Raw genomic sequence first — 16,619 nt, forward strand, 5'->3', positions numbered from 1 at the left:
AAGAAGACTTAACTTGTGCGACTGGCCGCTACTGTGCGTCTCATCTCTGACGAAGCGCTTACTCTAGCGCGGTAACTCGACGTACCCAGGCACCATACCGATAAATAGGGCCCTAAAATCGCCTGCCAAGGCCCGTCAATCTAGCGTTAACCCTATGAGAAAACCAATGAATCAGCCCACACCCGCGTTGCGCCCCTTACCGAGACTGATATTCGCGACACGCTGGTTACAACTCCCGCTCTACCTGGGGCTGATCGTGGCGCAGGCGCTGTATGTGTTCCAGTTCTGGACCGAGTTGGTGCACTTGATCGAGGCCGCATTCGGCAACCACGATGCGCTGGCCCAGCTGGTCAAGAGCATCGGCTACAAGGCCGTGGCCATCAAGGACGCCGCCGGCGCAGTGACTGGCTACGAGCCCATCGCCAAGCTCAATGAAACGATTCTGATGCTGGTGGTGCTGGGCCTGATCGACGTGGTGATGATCTCCAACCTCTTGATCATGGTGATCGTTGGCGGCTACGAGACTTTTGTGTCGCGCATGGGGCTGGAGGAGCACCCGGATCAGCCCGAATGGCTGAGCCATGTCAACGCCTCGGTACTCAAGGTCAAGCTGGCCACCGCCATCATCGGCATCTCGTCGATCCATTTGCTCAAGACCTTCATCAACGCAGACAACTACGAAGTCAAGACGCTGATGTGGCAGACCATCATCCACGTGACCTTCTTGTTCTCGGCGCTGGCAATTGCCTATACCGACAAGCTGCTGTCAGGCTCGCATAGCAACGACAAGCACTGATGAGCAGGCATCAGGCCCTTGGCTGCCCCGGCGGCAGCCCGGCCTTGGAGGGAAGGCGCAGATGCAGCGCCGCCTTGGACAAGAGATTGGCCGACACCGGCGCGGTGATGAACAAGAACAGCGTGATCAGCAGTTCCTGCAAGCCGAACTGATGCTGCGTCCAGTGATAGCCCAAGCTGGCCAGCAAGACGCCGCCGACACCCAGCGTGGTGGCCTTGGTCGGCGCGTGCAAGCGCATGAAAAAGTCCGGAAAGCGCAATAGGCCGATAGCGCCGATCAAGGCAAACAAGCCGCCGATGACCAGCAGCAAGGCGATCAGCACTTGCGCCAGCCCGTGGATTTCAAAGTTAGTCATGGGCTTTATTCCTATTCAATAACATCGCCGCGACCGAGATAGCGCGCCAGCGCCACCGTCGAAGCGAAACCGAGCAGCGCGATGATCAGCGCCGCCTCGAACATCAGGCCATTGCCCTCGCGCAAACCCTGCAACACGAGCAGCGCGACGAGATTGACATACATGGTGTCGAGCGCCAGCACACGGTCGGTGACGGTTGGCCCGGCAGCTAAGCGCCAGCCGGTCAGCAGCAGCGCCAGGCCGACCGCGCCGGTGGCGAAGTTCAAGGCCCAGGCCAATATGGGCAAGCCCAAGAGCAAGCTCGTTGTCATTCAAAAATCTCCAGCAAGGGCTGCTCGTAGCGCGACTTGATGTCGGCGGCCATAGCCTGCGCATCGGTGCAATCCAGCGCGTGCACCCAAATTTCATGGGCCTCGTCATCGACCACGCAAGACACCGTGCCCGGCGTGGTGGTGATGATGGTGGCCAAAAGCGTGATGGGCCCGGGCTGACGCAGGGCCAGCGGCACCCTCACCCAGGCCGGTTGCGGCTTGGCACCGGGCGCCAGCACCAGCCGCGCGACCGTCAGGTTAGACATCACGATGTCCCACAGCACGATGCCGGCAAAGCGCAACATCAGGCCTGGCCGCCTCGGCCGCATCGCCGGGCCCAGCAAGCCCAGCAGCAAGCGCGGCAGCAACAAGCCGAAGAAGGCGGCCATCAACACATGCGCAAGGCTCAGGCTCTGCTGCAGCATCAGCCAGCCGGCGAACAAAAGCAGCGACAGCGCGGGGTGGGTGAGCCAGCGCCTCGCCGGGGCAGTGAGCGGCGATTTCCGATTCATGGTTGCGCCCCAGGCTGAATTTGCTGAACTTGATAGGGCCGGGTCGTCTGCGCGGCCGCCCCGCCCTGCTCGTCCAACACCGCTGCCGCATAGGCCGCGCGGTCCGACAACTGCACGGCGGCCGCCTGCGTATAACGCTGAATCGGAGCGGCAGCCACGCTCAGCAAGACGCTGGCCGCTAGCAGCGAGCAGGTCGCCAGCACCAGCTTGGGGCTGCCGCCCGAGCTGACATTGGCCGGCAGATCCAGCCGCACATGCCAGAACAGAATACTGCCCGCCCGCGCCAGCCCCAGCAGAGTGAAGAAGCCGACCAGCAGCAAGACCGTCCAGACCAGCGGCGCCCAGGCATGATTGCTGGACGCCTCCAGCAGCATCAGCTTGCCGATAAAGCCCGGCAGCGGCGGCAAGCCGGCGGCGGAGGCCGCCGCCAACAGCATCATCAGACCCAATAGCGTCGGCTGCGCCACCGGTGCAGCGGGCACCAATTGCCCATCGGCATCGCCGCGCTGCGCCGCCACCAACTCGGCCAGCAAGAACAGCGCCGCAATCACCAGCGTGCTGTTGATCATGTAGTAAAAGGCCGCGCCCCAGGCCGCCGGGCCATACAGGCCAATGCCCGCTAACACCGTGCCTACCGACACCACGGTCAGCCAGGCGACCAGCCGCGCCAGCGTCTTGGCGGCCAGCGCGCCGAGCACCGCCAGCACGCTGGTCGCCAGGGCCAAGGGCAGCAAAATCGGTTCAACCGTCAGCGCCGTGGCGCCAGCGCTGTCGCCGAACACCACGCCATGCACCCGCACGATTGCGTACACGCCGACCTTGGTCATGATGGCGAACAGCGCCGCCACCGGCGGGCTGGCCGCCGCGTAGGTGGAAGGCAACCACATGGCCAGCGGCATCAGCGCCGCCTTGAAACCAAACACCACCAGCAGCAACATCGCCGCCACCTGCAGCACAGCCGCATCGGGCGCAGCCACCTGTGGCACACGCAGCGCCAGATCGGCCAGATTGAGCGTGCCGGCCTTGGCGTAAATGAGCGCCAGGCCGATCAAGAACAGCGCCGAGGCGGCCAGATTCAAGACCACGTAATGCATGCCGACCCGGAAGCGTTCGGCGCCCTGGCCATGCACCATCAGCACATAGGAGGCGATCAGCAAGATCTCGAAAAAGACAAAGAGATTGAACAGGTCGCCGGTCACGAAAGCGCCGTACAAGCCCATCAACTGGAACTGGAACAGTGCGTGGAAATAGCGGCCATGCGCATCCCAGCCGCCGCAGGCATACCAGAGCACCGGCAGCGCCACGCAAGCACTCAACACCAGCATCATGGCGCCCAGCCGGTCAACCAGCAGCATGATGCCGAACGGGGCCGGCCATTCGCCCAGCCGGTAGGTGATCAGCTCGCCCTCGGCCGCGCGCCAGGCCAGCGCCAGCGCCAGCAGCAGCCCCAAGGCGGTGGACGCCAAGGTAATCCGGCGCGCCCACAAGAGCTTGTGGTGGCCGTGGCCGCCATGGCTGTCGCCGCCATGGTCGCCCAATAAAAGCAGCAAGATGGCGGTCAGCGCCGGCAGCAACACGGGCAGCACCGCCAGATGCAGATCGAAGACACTCATCGCAGGTCCCCGCTGGAGCCGCCGTCGACATGGTCACTGCCGTTTTCATGCCGGCTGCGCAGCGCCAGCTCGATCAAAAAACCGGTGGTGGCAAAACCGATCACGATGGCCGTCAACACCAAGGCTTGCGGCAAGGGGTCCGCCACCGAGGCGCTGGCCTGGCCCAAGATCGGCGGCGCAGCCTGCCACAGCCGACCCATCGCGAAGATGAAGACATTGACCGCGTAGCCGATCAGGCTCAGGCCCAGCACGACCGAAAAACTGCGCCCACGCAAAAGCAGATAAATGCCGCAGGCCGTCACCCAACCGATGCCGGTGGCGAGTAGAAATTCCATCGAAATCGTCATCCGAGCGCTCCTCGCGTGGCGGGCTTGGGCCCTTCCTTGCTGGCCGAACCCAGCACCGACAGCATCAACATCGTCGCCCCCACCACCGTGATGTAGACACCCAGATCAAACAGGGCCGCCGTCGCCAGCGGCAGCTCACCGATCAAGGGCAGGCTCGGGTGGCCATGGGCGCTGCTCAAAAACGGCCGGCCGAACAAGAAGGCGCCCACGCCGGTCAGCCAGGCGATCAAGAGCCCCGCGCCTATCCAGCGCACATAGCGCCGCCCGCCCTGGGCATGCAGAACAGCTTCAGCGCGCTGCTGACCATTCGCCATGTATTGCAAGACCAGCGCCACGCCGGTGATCAGGCCGGCGATGAAACCGCCCCCCGGCAGGTTGTGGCCGCGCCAATAGATATAGGCCGAGACCAGCAAGGCCAGCGGCAGCGCCAGCCTTGCGACCACGCGCAGCATCAGCGGCTCGCGGGCATAACTCCAGGGCCGACCGGCGCTGTCTTGCTCGGGCCGCTTGACCCTGAAGCCATCCAGCAGGGCCAACACGCCGACGGCCGCGATGCCCAGCACGGTGATCTCACCGAAGGTGTCATAGCCGCGGAAGTCGACCAGGATCACGTTCACGACATTGTTGCCACCGCCACCCGCCAGCGCGTTCTCGAGGAAATACCAGGAAATCGAGTCATGGTTGCGCGTCAGCATCAGCCAGCTCAACCAGGCCATGCCGCCGCCGCCAAGCAGGGCCAGCAAGGCGTCGCGGCCGCGCCGCAAATTGCTGGACTCGACCGGGCTGACTTGCGGCAGCAAGGCCAGGCCCATCAAGAGCAAAACGGTCGACACGACATCGACCGACAACTGCGTCAGCGCCAGATCGGGCGCGGACAAGGCCAAAAACGCCATCGAACACACCAGCCCCACGCCACCGGCCAGCACCACCGCGACAAAGCGCTGCCTGTGCAGCACGAGCAAGGCCGCCCCCATCACGATCAAGAGCAGCCAGACAGCGACGGCCAGCGGTGGCGCTTCCAGCAATTCGCGAGAGCCGCTGGTCAGCCCGCCCACGCGCAATATTGCCCAAGCCGACAGGCCAATCGCCAGCCCCAACATCCAGGCGGCATAGCGCTGCAGCGAGCCGTTCTCCAGCCGCCTTGTGCAACGCCCGGCCAGGCCGAACAGGCCATTGATCAGCCAATGGAATATTGCCTTGGCATTCAAGGGTCCGGGCAAGTAACGATGCAGCCGCCCGCCCGCCTGCATCGCGAAATAGAGTATGGCGCCGCCGGCCAAGGCGATCACGCTCATCAGCAGCGGCAGGTTCAGGCCATGCCAGAGTGCGAAGTGGAACTCGGGCGCCGGGCTCCCCAACATCGCCGTGGCGGCCCCATGCACCAGCGGCCCGGCCAGCCACATCGGCGCCAGGCCGACGGCCAGACACAGCGCCACCAAGATCAGCACCGGCAGCTTCATGCCCCAGGGCGGCTCATGCGGGTGAGGATTGGGCAGATCACGCGCCGGGCCATTGAAGAACACGTCGTGCACCAGGCGCAGCGAATAGGCGGCCGAGCACAGGCCGCCCAGCGTCGCCAAGACCGGGATCGCCCAGGACATCGCCCCCCAGAAGTCCGCCTGCAGCGCTTGCTCCAGCATCAACTCCTTGGACAAGAAGCCATTGAAAGGAGGCAGGCCGGCCATTGAGGCCGCCGCGATCAGGGCGAAGCTGCCGACCCAGGGCATCGCCTTCATCAGGCCGCCGAGCCGGCGCATATCGCGGCTGCCGGTCTCGTGATCGACGATGCCGGCCGTCATGAACAGCGCCGCCTTGAAGCAGGCATGGTTGAGGATGTGAAACACCGCCACCACCGCCGACATCGGCGTCCCCAAGCCGATCATGAAGGTGATGAAGCCCAGGTGGCTGATGGTCGAATAAGCCAGCAGCCCCTTCAGATCATGTTTGAAGATCGCCACAAAGGCGGCGAACACCATCGTTGCGAGGCCCACGCTGGCGACCACGCCTTCGAACAGGCCCGTGCCGCCCAAAACCGGGTAGAGCCGCGCCATCAAAAACAGCCCCGCCTTGACCATGGTGGCCGAGTGCAGATAGGCCGACACGGGGGTGGGAGCGGCCATCGCCTCGGGCAACCAGAAGTGAAACGGCAGTTGCGCGCTTTTGCTGAAGGCACCGATCAGGATCAGACCCAAGGCGAGCGGATAGCGGGGGTCGGCCTGCACCAAAGCGCCCTTGCCCAGCATCTCGCCCAAGTCGTAGCTGCCGCAGATCTGCCCGAGCACAATCACACCGGCCAGCAAGACCAGACCGCCACCGCCGGTCACCGCCAGCGCCATGCGTGCGCCCTGGCGAGCTTCTTCCTTGTGACCCCAGTAGCCGACCAGCAAGAAGGACGAGATGCTGGTCAGCTCCCAGAACACCACCAGCAACAAGAGGTTGTCGGACAGAGCGATGCCCAGCATCGCCGCCATGAACAACATCAACTGGCTGTAGAACTTGCCCTTGGGGTCGTCTTTGCCGAGGTAGAAGGCCGCGTAGAGAATGATCAAGAGGCCGATGCCGGTGATCAGGCCGGCGAACAGCAGCGACAAACCGTCCAGGCGCAGACCGAGATTCAAGCCGATTGCCGGCACCCAGTCGGCATGGCTGAGCAAGACCTGACCCTGCAGCACGGCCGGTGCGGCCGACAGCAGCAGGCCGAAGGCGATGGCCGTGATCAGGCCTGCCACCCAGGCTGGGGCTTGCGGTCTGCTTGTTTTGAAGCCGCCAAGCCAGCCGCACAAGACGGTGCCTGGCAGCAGGGGCAAGAGGACAACCGTGGCAAGCAGCAGGTTCATCGGTCTAGGAAGATTTGAGGGCGGCCGATTGTAGGACGCGGCCCCATAAGGCGAGCTGAAAGCGCGCCGCAAGCCGGTTTCAGTAAACTGACGGCAGTTTCATTAATTTCCGGACTCCGCCCCATCATGTCTACTTCGATCAAATACAACGACTTCGTCGAAAGCATCGCCGGCGCGCTGCAGTACATCAGCTACTACCACCCGGCCGATTACATCGCCCACCTAGCGCGAGCCTATGAGCGCGAGCAAAGCGCTGCGGCCAAGGACGCGATCGCGCAGATTCTGACCAACTCGAAGATGTGCGCCGAGGGCCGCCGCCCGATCTGCCAGGACACCGGCATCGTCAATGTGTTTCTGAAGGTCGGCATGAATGTGCGCTGGGAAGGCTTCCCCGGCTCGCTTGAGGACGCCGTCAACCAGGGCGTGCGCGAGGCCTATAACTTCGCCGACAACAAGCTGCGCGCCTCGGTCTTGAACGACCCGATCTTCGAGCGCAAGAACACCAAGGACAACACGCCGGCGGTCATCAGCGTCCAAATCGTGCCCGGCGACACCGTCGACGTGATGGTCGCGGCCAAGGGTGGCGGCTCGGAGAACAAGAGCAAGTTCGTGATGATGAATCCGAACGACTCCATCGTCGACTGGGTGCTCAAGACCGTGCCGCTGATGGGCGCCGGCTGGTGCCCACCCGGCATGCTGGGTCTGGGCGTCGGCGGCACGGCCGAAAAAGCCATGCTGATGGCGAAGGAATCGTTGATGGAAGACATCGATATGTATGAGCTGCTGGCGCGCGGCCCGCAGAACAAGTTAGAGGAGCTGCGCATCGAGCTGTACGAGAAGGTCAATGCGCTGGGCATCGGCGCGCAGGGCCTGGGCGGCCTGACGACGGTCTTGGACGTCAAGATCAAGACCTACCCGACCCATGCAGCCTCCAAGCCGGTGGCGATGATCCCTAACTGCGCAGCCACACGCCACGCGCATTTCGTGCTGGACGGCTCGGGCCCGAGTTTGCTGGAGGCACCGAGCCTGGACCTGTGGCCCGATGTGCATTGGGCGCCCGACTACAACAAGAGCCGTCGCGTCGATCTGAACAAGCTGAGCAAGGCCGAGGTGGCGAGCTGGAAGGCGGGCGATACGCTGTTGCTGAACGGCAAGATGCTGACCGGTCGTGACGCCGCGCATAAGCGGATTGCCGATATGTTGGCCAAGGGTGAGAAGCTGCCGGTCGACTTCACCAACCGCGTGATCTATTACGTCGGCCCGGTTGACCCGGTGCGCGACGAGGTGGTGGGGCCTGCGGGCCCGACCACCGCCACCCGCATGGATGGTTTCACCCGCATGATGCTGGAGCAAACCGGCCTGATCGCGATGGTCGGCAAGGCCGAGCGCGGCCCGGTGGCGATCGAAGCGATCAAGGACAACGGCTCGGCCTACTTGATGGCCGTCGGTGGCGCCGCCTACCTGGTGTCGAAGGCGATCAAGGCCGCACCGGTGGTCGGTTTTGCCGATCTGGGCATGGAGGCGATCTACGAGTTCGACGTCGTCGATATGCCGGTCACGGTGGCGGTGGATGCCGGCGGCACCAGCGCCCATATCACCGGCCCGGCCGAGTGGCAGCAACGCATTGCCTCGGGACAAACCTCAGTCATTCCGGTCAAGGCAGTCTGAGATGAGTGCGCACAACAAGTCAGCGCTGCTGATCATCGATGTGCAGCGCGGCTTGTTTGACGCCGAGCCGCGCCCGTTCGAGGCCGATGCGGTGGTCGCTCGCATCAATGCGCTGGCCGCCAAGGCCAGAGCTGCGGGCGCGCCGATCATCTTCATTCAGCATGAACGCGAGGCCAGCGCCTTGACTCATGGCTCGGACGGCTGGGCGTTGGAGCGCGGCTTGGTGGTGATGACGGGAGATCAGTTGCTGCGCAAGACCACGCCGGACTCCTTCCTGCGCACCGATTTGCTGGCCCTGCTGCAAGGCTTTGGCTGTGAGCATGTGGTGATCTGCGGTTATGCCACCGAGTTCTGCGTCGACACCACGACCCGCCGCGCCGCGGCATTAGGCTTCTCGGTCACGCTGGCGGCCGATGCCCACACGACGCATGACAAAGCGCATGCCAGCGCCGCGCAGATTCGGGCTCACCACAACGCCACCCTGCCCGACATCACCAGCTTTGGGCCGCGCATAGCCGCAACAGCCAGCACCGAAATCGAGTTCTGAGTTCTGAAAGCCCCGATCGGCTGGCCTCAAGGCTCCGGGCGCAAACGCCAGGCTGCGGGCGTGCATCCAAACCAGGCGCGAAAGGCATGGTTGAAATTGCTCTGCTCGCTGAAGCCGAGCAAAAAGGCGATTTCGGTCAGCGACAGGCTGGGGTCGCGCAGATATTGCTGCACCTGTTCGCGCCGCACCGCCTCGACCAAGGCGGTGAAGCTTGCCTCGACCTCGGCCAAGCGGCGCTGCAAGGTGCGCGCGCTCAGGCCCAGCGCGGCGGCCACCGCCGGCAGTTGCGCGCTGTCATGCATCAACTGGGTACGGATGCGCTCACGCACCGCTTGCACGATGGCGGCCTCGGCCCGCGCGCCGGCCTGACCGGCCTCACGCTGGCGTTGCAGCAAGCGCTCTTCGGCGGCGCGGGCCAGCGGCGGGAACATGCCGATGTCAGCATTGGGCAGCGGCGCATCAAGCAGGGCGGCCGGGAAGCTGGCCTCGGTGACGGCCGCGCCAAAGCGCACCGGCGCACCGAAGACAAGCCGGTACTCGGTCAAATCCACACCCTCGGGCGCCGCATGCACAAAGGCCAACTCGTAGGCCGACACCTGTGCGCCACCGGCCAGCCAACTGACGAAGGTGTGAATGCCGGCCATCACGCTTTCGCTCAAATGGCGGGCGCCGGGCTGAGCCAACCAGGGTGAATGCCAGCGGTAATGGGCGACGCCTTCCCGCTCGACGATCTGCGAGCGCCCCAGATCGTGGGCCAGACCCTCGAAGCGCCGGGTCTGTTCGGCGGCGCTGCGAAAGTCGGCGCAGGTACATAGCACCAGGCCGTAGCTGGCAAAGGTGGACAGGCCCATGCGCTGACCGACATGCAAGCCGAAGAAGGGGTCGCCCAACTGCTCTGCGGCCGCGTTGAGCAACTCGATATAGCGCTGCACCGCGATCGCCTCGGGCAGAGGCGTGCCGGGCCTTGCGATCTCCGGCAACCCGCAGGCCAAGGCCAGACGGGTCATGTCGGCACCCAGTTCACGCGCGGTGTCAATCGCCGTCTTGGCATAAGCGCCGACGACGCGCGCCTGCGCCGGCGGCGGCAGGCCGCTCAGCGGATCGTGAGCGTGAGCGAGATCGGGGTCAGGTCTTGCTGGCACAGCGCTTGGCAGTGAGAAGGGAGCGGGCATGATGGCCGACAGTGTGCCGGACGCAAAGCCCGCCGGCCATCCTCAATCACCCGGATTGAGGATTTGCTGCAACTCGCCGTAAAGCGGGCCCAGCCGCTGATACATGCGCAGATAGACGCGCCGGTAGAGCTCGTCGTAGAGCCGGGCATTGGCCGGGTTGGGCTCGAAGGTCCGGCCCAGCCGCGTCATCGCGGCCACCGCGGTCGGGAAGTCGCGGTGCAGCCCTAGGCCGACGGCGCCGGCAATCGCCGCACCCAGGCCCGAGGTCTCGAAGGTATGCGGGCGCGAGGTCGGCAGATTGAAGATGTCGGCGCTCAGCTGCATCGCCGCGTCGGACTGCGAGCCGCCGCCCGACACCCGCAGCGAAGTCATCTTGACCTTGCTGCGGCCCTCGATCTTCTCCTTGCCCTCGCGCAGCGCATAGGCCAGGCCCTCCAGAATCGCCCGGTACAGATGGGCGCGCGTGTGCACATCCGAGAAGCCGATCACCGCGCCGCGTGCATCGGGGCCGGGGTGCCGGATACCGGGCGTCCAGTAGGGCTGCAGCATCAGACCCTGGCTGCCGGGCGGCACGGTGGCGACCATGCGGTCAAACAGCGCCTCGGGCGTAACGCCCTCCATCGGCGCAGCCGCCAGCTCCGGGTGGCCGAACTGCTCCTTGAACCAACTGACCATCCAGTAACCACGAAAAATCTGCACCTCGGTGTTGTACTGGCCCGGCAGCACCGCCGGATAGGGCGGCACAAAGGGTGTGGCCTCGACATAGCGCGGCGAGGTAATGTCGATGGTGGCCGTGGTGCCGTAGGAGATCGCGCCGATCTCGGGGCTGATCGCGCCGGCTCCGATGATCTCGCAGGCCTTGTCGGCCGCGCCGGCAATCACCGGCAAGCCCTCGTCCAGGCCGGTGGCCTCGGCCGCCTCGCGGCTCAGGCCGCCGAGCAGGCCGCCGACCGGCAGCAACTCGGGCATCTGCTCGCGCCGCACCTTCAGCGCCTGCCATTTCCAGTCCCAGGCCGGCGCCCAATCCTGGCGCTTGAAGTCAAAAGGCAGATAGCCCACCTGGGAGCCGACCGAATCGGCAAAGCGGCCGGTCAAGCGGTAGTTCAGCCAACCGGACACCAGCAAGACCTTGTGGGTCAGCGCATGACGCTCCGGCTCATGCTCGGCGATCCAGTTCAGCTCGGCCTCGCGGCCGAAGTAGTCGATCGTGCCGCTGACGCCGGCGGCCTTGAAGGCGAGCGCCCACCAGGGGCTGACGCGCGGCGCCTTGGACGCGCGGCGCTGATCCAGCCAGGTGATAAAGGGCCGCAGCGCCTGACCCGCAGCGTCGACCGGCACCAGCGTGCCGCGCTGCGTCGTCACGACCACGCCTTTGACGCGCGAACGCAGATCGGCGTGTTCGAGCCAGAGGCCACGGCAGACCGCCGCCGCCGCCTGCCAGAAGGCCTCGGCGTCATGCTCCAACCAGCCCGGCTGCAGCGAGATGTAGTCATCCAGCGTCTGCTGACATTTGGCGCGGATATGGCCCTGCAGATCGACCAGCAGCGCGCGCACGCTTTGCGTGCCGCAGTCTATGGTCAGCAGCAGCTCATCGCGATTATTGGAGGCGGCATTGCTCATGGCTGGGTCTCCGCCGGCAGCGCATAGCAACGCGCCACCCGATCCAGGTAATGCATCACTTCATCGGCCCATTGAGCGGCCGACCAGCCCAGCTCTTCGCAGACGATGGCCTCCAGCTTGGGCAGCAGTTCTGCGCCGCCGCCGCGCAGCAACAAGCCCAGCCGCGTGCGCCGCAGCAGCAGATCGTCCAGATGCACAACCGCCTCGGCACGGCAGGCGAAACGCAGCTCGGCCCAACAATAATCGCTGCGGTCGATGTGCTGCAGCTCATCCGGATGGGCCAGCGCGCAGTCCAGCAAGGCCTGCGCTTCACCGCCGTAGCGCGCCAGCCAACGCTGCCGCCATTCGCCAGGCAGCTGAGCAGGCAGTGCGCCAGCCGGCGCCAGCACGGCCGCATGCCGGCGCAAATTACGCAGCGCCGGCACGCGCACGGCGGCCAGCCGCAAGGCCGCAATCGCGCTGGAGCGAAAGGTCGTCAGCTTGCCGCCGGTGACGGTGATCAGCCCGTCTTCCTCAACGATCAGATGCTCGCGCGTGGCCTTGGACGGATCGCCCTGTTTGCTAACTACAGAGCTGCCTGGTTGGCTGCCCTGCTCCGCCAGCACCGGCCGCACGCCCGCCCAGGTCGACAGCACATCGGCGCGTCCCAAGCCCAGCGACGGGAACTGCTGCCGCAGCGCTCGCAGCAAATAGTCGAACTCGGCGCCGCTGATGGCGGGCTCCTGCGCCAGATCGTCGGCATGATCCAGATCGGTGGTGCCAACCAAGGTCGCACCCTCCCAAGGCAGCGCAAACACCGGCCGGCCATCATCCGGATGAAAGAAGGCCAGCGCCTGGGCCACCGGCAAACGCCAGGCCTCGAACAGCAGATGGCTGCCGCGCAGCGGGCGCAGCTTGGGCGCATGGCCCAGGCCGGCACGCAGCTGGTCGGCCCAGACGCCGGTGGCATTGATCACGCAAGCGGCCTGCAAGGTAAAGCGATCGCCGTTGATGGCATCTTCCAGCAGTGCCCCGTCGACCCCGGCCGCGCCGCGAGTCAAGGCCTTGACGGCCAGATGATTGATCGTCACCGCCCCCAGGCCGCGCGCCTCGGCCAGCAGGCGTAGCACCAAGCGCGCGTCATCGGTCTGCGCATCCTGGTAGGACCAACCGCCCAGCAGACCCTGCAGACCCAAAATCGGTGCGCGCTCCAGCAGGGCCGCCACGCCGTACCAGCAGCGCGTACGCAGCCCGGCCAGGGCGTCGTAGAGCGCTAAGCCGACGCCGAGCAGACGCCGGCCGGTCTTGTCGCCCACGCGCACCGGCAAGAGGAAACGCAAGGGCACCACCAGGCCGGGCGCATCGCGCAGCAAGGCTTCACGCTCGCGCACCGATTCTCGCGTCAGGCCGATACGGCCCTGCGCCAAATAGCGCAGGCCGCCATGCACCAGCTTGGACGAGCGCGAGGAGGTACCGCTGGCAAAGTCGCGCGCCTCCACCAAGGCCACCGAGGCGCCCGCCCGCGCCGCCTCCAGCGCCACACCGGCACCGGCAATACCGCCACCAATCACCAGCACATCGACCTGCCGCAAGGCCTGCAGCCGCTTGATTTCGACCTCGCGTTTCATATTGCTCGCCGGCCGAACAGATTGCCCGAGTCAAGCAGGCGATCCGGGTCGAAATGGTCGGCCATGGCGCGCAGCGCCGCCATGCCTTCAGCGCCCTTCTCGGCCTCCAAATAGGGTGCGTGATCCTTGCCGACGCCATGCTGATGCGTGATGGTGCCGCCCCCCTGCACGATGGCCTCGCAGACCGCCGTCTTGAGCGCCTGCCAGCGCGCCATGGCCGCATCAAAGTCGGGGCCGATGCGGAACACAAAGGTGGTGTAGACGCTGCTTCCCTGGGCATAGACATGCGAGAGGTGGGTGTAGGCGTGGCAGCGCTCGCCAACGGCCGCAAAGGCCGCGCGGCCGGCCTGCTCCATCGCGGCCATCATGGCCGGCACACGCGGCCAGTCGACCGCCGTCTCCATCGTGTCGACCGCATAACCTTGTGCCCACAGGGCATTGCGCAGATAGACACCTTTGAAGCGATTGGCCTGCCATTTCTTGCCGAGCAGCGTGCCGGTGGAGACGCCCCGGTGCCGGCGCAGAATCGACCGTGCCTGTGCCTTCATCGCGCCGACTTGCGCCGCGCCGCCGCTGAAGCCCAGCATCAACATCACCTTGCTGCCGGGTTGGCAGCCGCGCAGGGACAGATAGCGCTCCAGCCAGCCGATCGCGCCGGCATGGCCGGCCAGACGCAAGGTGGTCAGGGTCTCGGTCGCGTTGGCCAGGCGCAGCATCGAAAGACCCAGCTTGCCCTGCGCCAACTCACGCACCGCCGCCTCGCCGGCGGCCCAGTCGGGCAAAAAGACGGCGACAAAGTCCTCGCGCTCGGGCAGGCGGCTGATGCGCACGCTGGCCTCGGTCAGCACGCCGTAGCGGCCCTCCGAGCCCAACACCCACTCACGCAGATCGGGGCCGGCGGCCGAGGCCGGAAAGGTCGGCAGCTCGAGCGTGCCGGTCGGCGTCTCGAGCCGGCCCCCGGCGAACATCGCCTCGATACGGCCGTAACGCGCCGACTGCTGGCCGGACGAGCGCGTGACCACCCAACCGCCCAGGCTGGCGTACTCGAAACTCTGCGGGTAATGGCCCAGCATCCAGCCCTGCGCGCGCAGCTGCGCTTCTAGGTCGGGGCCCAGCACGCCGGCCTCAAAGCGGGCCAGTTGTGACAGCGGATCCAACGCCAGCAGGCGGCGCATGCGGCCCAGCATCAGCGTCAGTACGGGCCGCGCATCGCCTTCGGGTGGGCGCAGGTGGCCGACCACGCTGGTGGCACCGCCGCAGGGAATCACCAAGGCGCCGACCAGGCGTGCCCAATCCAGCAGTTCGCGCACCTGGGCCGAGCTTTCCGGCCAAGCCACGGCGTCGCTGACCGGACCGATGCGGCCAAAGCGCAGGCGCAACCAGTCACCCAGGCTCTGGCCAAAACTGGCGCGCAGCCTTGCCTCCGCGCCGGTGTCGAGCAGCGGGTGCGCGGGCAGGCGCGAGGCCGGAATCCGCGCCAGCGCGTCGGCCAAGGCGGCGTCCTGCGGCGGCGTGGTGGCGCCGACCTGGGCATGCAGAAATTCCAGCGCACCGTCATGCAAGACCGTGGTCACGCCGTCATCACCCCAACCATTCCATCGTCGCATCACAAATCCCCGGCTCAAAAACACAAGGCCTCAGCTTATGCAGCCAAGGCCTTGGAGGCTAGCGATATTGCGACGCGCAATTGTGTTTACGCGCCAGCGACGCGGCGACAGCCGTCAGCGCCGTCATTCAGGGGCCGGGCACGAGACGCAGGCCGCTCTCTTTGGCCACACGTATTTGCGCGGCGGCGCGTTGACGCTTTTCGGCTTGCTCGGCCAGTATCTGACCCAGCCTAACGCCATATTTGAGCGACTGCTCCTGCTCCTTCAAGGCCTGACACAAGCTCATCGCCGTGCGCAAAAAGTCCTCCCGCTGCAGCGGATTCAGGGACACCGATCGATTCGTCAGTAACTGTTGCAAACGCTGCTGCGCCGAGGCCAGATGCCCGCAGCGCAGATCCAACTCGCACAGCGCATGCGCCGCCGAGTAGTGCAGCACCTCCGAGGTCGAATCGGCCATCAGTTGCAAGCTATCCCGGAACAGCTGACCCGCTTCTTCAAAGCGCTCCGCGTTCATCAAGGCATGGCCCACATTGAGCCGCAGAATGGCGCGCTGGGTGTCCGACATAAAACCCATATCGAGCAGGTCATGGGCCTGCTGCGCCATCGGCAGCAAGCGCATCGAACTGGCTTGCGCCAAGAGGGTCTTGCCGCCGGCCAGCAAGTTGTCAAACGCCATCACACCCGCCATCAAGGCATTGGCGAAACAACGCACCAAGGCCGGGCCACTGCCCGATTCCCGAGCCTTGATCAGCGCTTGTTGATGGACCTGCTCGGCCGTCTCGAACTCACCCAGATTCGCCTGCACATGGGCGAATGTTGACAAGGCACTGGCCAAACAATCGAGCTGCGGCTCACGGCTGGCCAACTCCAAGGCCCGCAGCGCCAAAGGCAAGGAATCTTCGGCCAGACCCACGGCGCAAGCGGCCAGCGCCGACAGATTCAACATCGCCACCTGACCTGCTGCTTGGTTCAAGGCCGCGTAATGTTCGACGGCGCGCATCGCACAGCTATAGGTTTGCTCCAAGGCACCGCTGGCCCAATGGGCCTCTGCCTGCAGTTGAGCCGCCGCCGCCGCGCAGGCGGTCGCGTTCGAGCCATCACAGCTTTGCTCGGCCAAAAGTGCCAGCGCGGCGGCCGCCAGCGGGCGCTCGGACTCGAGCACCAAATGCGCCTGCTGGAGCAAGTCCTCACAGCGGAGATCCTGTTGCTGACGTTTGGCAGACGGCATGGCAGACCTTTTCCAGATGATGCATTTATCCTAACAGGCTACTGAAATACAGAATTCAGGATCAAGCACCAGATTTTCAAACAGCGCAAAAAGGACATCAAAACTGACTGACCACCTGGAAAGTATTGGGCGCTGACAGCTGGAAACTATTGCACGCTACTTGACACGCGCTGGCCTTGAATTCGTCGCTATGCAGGCGACGATGACAGCAGCCACCGACGACTTGTTTGGGAAAAGTGTTGAGGTGTCCACCAAGAGAGTTGAGGTGGACACGAGCTGCTATGTGTGCTGTGATTCAAGACAGGATGGCTGGCCGCTTACAACAGTCTGAATGAACTAAAAAAACTAGCCCAAGAACGCAAAATGCCCCCAACTCTATCGAGCTGGGGGCATTGCTTA

The 16,619-nt window shown here is 65.1% G+C and carries 14 protein-coding genes; 3 read left to right on the plus strand and 11 right to left on the minus strand.

What is annotated here, in order from left to right; all coding sequences use genetic code 11:
- Nucleotides 1-166 precede the first annotated feature (166 nt).
- The gene (locus LNV07_RS15465) at nucleotides 167-796 is read left to right on the plus strand and encodes a TIGR00645 family protein (RefSeq protein WP_263572051.1); all 630 of its coding nucleotides are present in this window, start codon (nucleotides 167-169) and stop codon (nucleotides 794-796) included.
- Nucleotides 797-806: 10 nt separating this feature from the next.
- On the opposite strand, the gene LNV07_RS15470 is transcribed toward LNV07_RS15465, so the two are convergent.
- From LNV07_RS15470 to LNV07_RS15495, 6 genes are read right to left on the minus strand one after another with little or no spacing between them, the layout of a single operon-like run.
- Entirely contained in the window at nucleotides 807-1,151 is a 345-nt protein-coding gene (locus LNV07_RS15470; RefSeq protein WP_263572052.1) for a Na+/H+ antiporter subunit G, read from the minus strand.
- Nucleotides 1,152-1,162: 11 nt separating this feature from the next.
- Nucleotides 1,163-1,462 carry a K+/H+ antiporter subunit F gene (locus LNV07_RS15475; RefSeq protein WP_263572053.1) on the minus strand — a complete coding sequence of 100 codons (300 nt, stop codon included), beginning with the start codon at nucleotides 1,460-1,462 and terminating at the stop codon, nucleotides 1,163-1,165.
- Nucleotides 1,459-1,974 carry a Na+/H+ antiporter subunit E gene (locus LNV07_RS15480; RefSeq protein WP_263572054.1) on the minus strand — a complete coding sequence of 172 codons (516 nt, stop codon included), beginning with the start codon at nucleotides 1,972-1,974 and terminating at the stop codon, nucleotides 1,459-1,461. The genes LNV07_RS15475 and LNV07_RS15480 overlap by 4 nt, the downstream gene beginning before the upstream one ends.
- The gene (locus LNV07_RS15485; RefSeq protein ID WP_263572055.1) at nucleotides 1,971-3,587 is read right to left on the minus strand and encodes a monovalent cation/H+ antiporter subunit D; all 1,617 of its coding nucleotides are present in this window, start codon (nucleotides 3,585-3,587) and stop codon (nucleotides 1,971-1,973) included. Before LNV07_RS15485 ends, LNV07_RS15480 begins: the two co-directional genes overlap by 4 nt.
- On the minus strand, nucleotides 3,584-3,922 hold the full coding sequence (locus LNV07_RS15490) for a Na+/H+ antiporter subunit C (protein ID WP_263572056.1): 339 nt from the start codon (nucleotides 3,920-3,922) through the stop codon (nucleotides 3,584-3,586). Before LNV07_RS15490 ends, LNV07_RS15485 begins: the two co-directional genes overlap by 4 nt.
- A gap of 8 nt (nucleotides 3,923-3,930) precedes the next feature.
- Entirely contained in the window at nucleotides 3,931-6,771 is a 2,841-nt protein-coding gene (locus tag LNV07_RS15495; RefSeq protein ID WP_263572057.1) for a monovalent cation/H+ antiporter subunit A, read from the minus strand.
- A 126-nt stretch (nucleotides 6,772-6,897) separates the two neighbouring features.
- On the opposite strand from LNV07_RS15495, the gene LNV07_RS15500 reads away from it, so the two are divergent.
- Together LNV07_RS15500 and LNV07_RS15505 are read left to right on the plus strand one after the other, a co-directional pair.
- Complete coding sequence (locus tag LNV07_RS15500; RefSeq protein WP_263572058.1) at nucleotides 6,898-8,439, plus strand: fumarate hydratase; 1,542 nt, start codon at nucleotides 6,898-6,900, stop codon at nucleotides 8,437-8,439.
- A 1-nt stretch (nucleotide 8,440) separates the two neighbouring features.
- Nucleotides 8,441-8,986 carry a cysteine hydrolase family protein gene (locus LNV07_RS15505; RefSeq protein WP_263572059.1) on the plus strand — a complete coding sequence of 182 codons (546 nt, stop codon included), beginning with the start codon at nucleotides 8,441-8,443 and terminating at the stop codon, nucleotides 8,984-8,986.
- A gap of 26 nt (nucleotides 8,987-9,012) precedes the next feature.
- Here LNV07_RS15505 and LNV07_RS15510 read toward each other — a convergent pair whose 3' ends face one another.
- The 5 genes from LNV07_RS15510 to LNV07_RS15530 form a co-directional block, all read right to left on the minus strand.
- Nucleotides 9,013-10,128, minus strand: coding sequence for an AraC family transcriptional regulator (locus LNV07_RS15510; protein WP_263572060.1), 1,116 nt, complete (start codon nucleotides 10,126-10,128; stop codon nucleotides 9,013-9,015).
- Between the two features lie 72 nt (nucleotides 10,129-10,200).
- Complete coding sequence (locus LNV07_RS15515) at nucleotides 10,201-11,778, minus strand: FGGY-family carbohydrate kinase (protein ID WP_263572061.1); 1,578 nt, start codon at nucleotides 11,776-11,778, stop codon at nucleotides 10,201-10,203.
- Nucleotides 11,775-13,385 (minus strand): glycerol-3-phosphate dehydrogenase/oxidase, encoded by a 1,611-nt coding sequence (locus LNV07_RS15520; protein WP_263572062.1) that lies wholly within the window; start codon nucleotides 13,383-13,385, stop codon nucleotides 11,775-11,777. The genes LNV07_RS15515 and LNV07_RS15520 overlap by 4 nt, the downstream gene beginning before the upstream one ends.
- Nucleotides 13,382-14,992, minus strand: a complete 1,611-nt coding sequence (locus LNV07_RS15525; protein ID WP_263572063.1) for an FAD-binding oxidoreductase — start codon at nucleotides 14,990-14,992, stop codon at nucleotides 13,382-13,384. Before LNV07_RS15525 ends, LNV07_RS15520 begins: the two co-directional genes overlap by 4 nt.
- 127 nt (nucleotides 14,993-15,119) lie before the next feature.
- On the minus strand, nucleotides 15,120-16,220 hold the full coding sequence (locus tag LNV07_RS15530; protein WP_263572064.1) for a tetratricopeptide repeat protein: 1,101 nt from the start codon (nucleotides 16,218-16,220) through the stop codon (nucleotides 15,120-15,122).
- Between the last annotated feature and the right edge of the window lie 399 nt (nucleotides 16,221-16,619).

Source organism: Roseateles oligotrophus (assembly GCF_025717515.1).
GTDB classification, from domain to species: domain Bacteria; phylum Pseudomonadota; class Gammaproteobacteria; order Burkholderiales; family Burkholderiaceae_C; genus Paucibacter_A; species Paucibacter_A oligotrophus.

What these genes read in the sequence shown, in the direction of transcription:
- LNV07_RS15490 (WP_263572056.1), bottom strand. Translation starts at nt 3,922, where the DNA reads ATGGAATTTCTACTCGCCACCGGCATCGGTTGGGTGACGGCCTGCGGC.
- LNV07_RS15495 (WP_263572057.1), bottom strand. Translation starts at nt 6,771, where the DNA reads ATGAACCTGCTGCTTGCCACGGTTGTCCTCTTGCCCCTGCTGCCAGGC.
- LNV07_RS15515 (WP_263572061.1), bottom strand. Translation starts at nt 11,778, where the DNA reads ATGAGCAATGCCGCCTCCAATAATCGCGATGAGCTGCTGCTGACCATA.
- LNV07_RS15485 (WP_263572055.1), bottom strand. Translation starts at nt 3,587, where the DNA reads ATGAGTGTCTTCGATCTGCATCTGGCGGTGCTGCCCGTGTTGCTGCCG.
- LNV07_RS15480 (WP_263572054.1), bottom strand. Translation starts at nt 1,974, where the DNA reads ATGAATCGGAAATCGCCGCTCACTGCCCCGGCGAGGCGCTGGCTCACC.
- LNV07_RS15525 (WP_263572063.1), bottom strand. Translation starts at nt 14,992, where the DNA reads ATGCGACGATGGAATGGTTGGGGTGATGACGGCGTGACCACGGTCTTG.
- LNV07_RS15520 (WP_263572062.1), bottom strand. Translation starts at nt 13,385, where the DNA reads ATGAAACGCGAGGTCGAAATCAAGCGGCTGCAGGCCTTGCGGCAGGTC.
- LNV07_RS15530 (WP_263572064.1), bottom strand. Translation starts at nt 16,220, where the DNA reads ATGCCGTCTGCCAAACGTCAGCAACAGGATCTCCGCTGTGAGGACTTG.
- LNV07_RS15465 (WP_263572051.1), top strand. Translation starts at nt 167, where the DNA reads ATGAATCAGCCCACACCCGCGTTGCGCCCCTTACCGAGACTGATATTC.
- LNV07_RS15505 (WP_263572059.1), top strand. Translation starts at nt 8,441, where the DNA reads ATGAGTGCGCACAACAAGTCAGCGCTGCTGATCATCGATGTGCAGCGC.
- LNV07_RS15500 (WP_263572058.1), top strand. Translation starts at nt 6,898, where the DNA reads ATGTCTACTTCGATCAAATACAACGACTTCGTCGAAAGCATCGCCGGC.
- LNV07_RS15470 (WP_263572052.1), bottom strand. Translation starts at nt 1,151, where the DNA reads ATGACTAACTTTGAAATCCACGGGCTGGCGCAAGTGCTGATCGCCTTG.
- LNV07_RS15475 (WP_263572053.1), bottom strand. Translation starts at nt 1,462, where the DNA reads ATGACAACGAGCTTGCTCTTGGGCTTGCCCATATTGGCCTGGGCCTTG.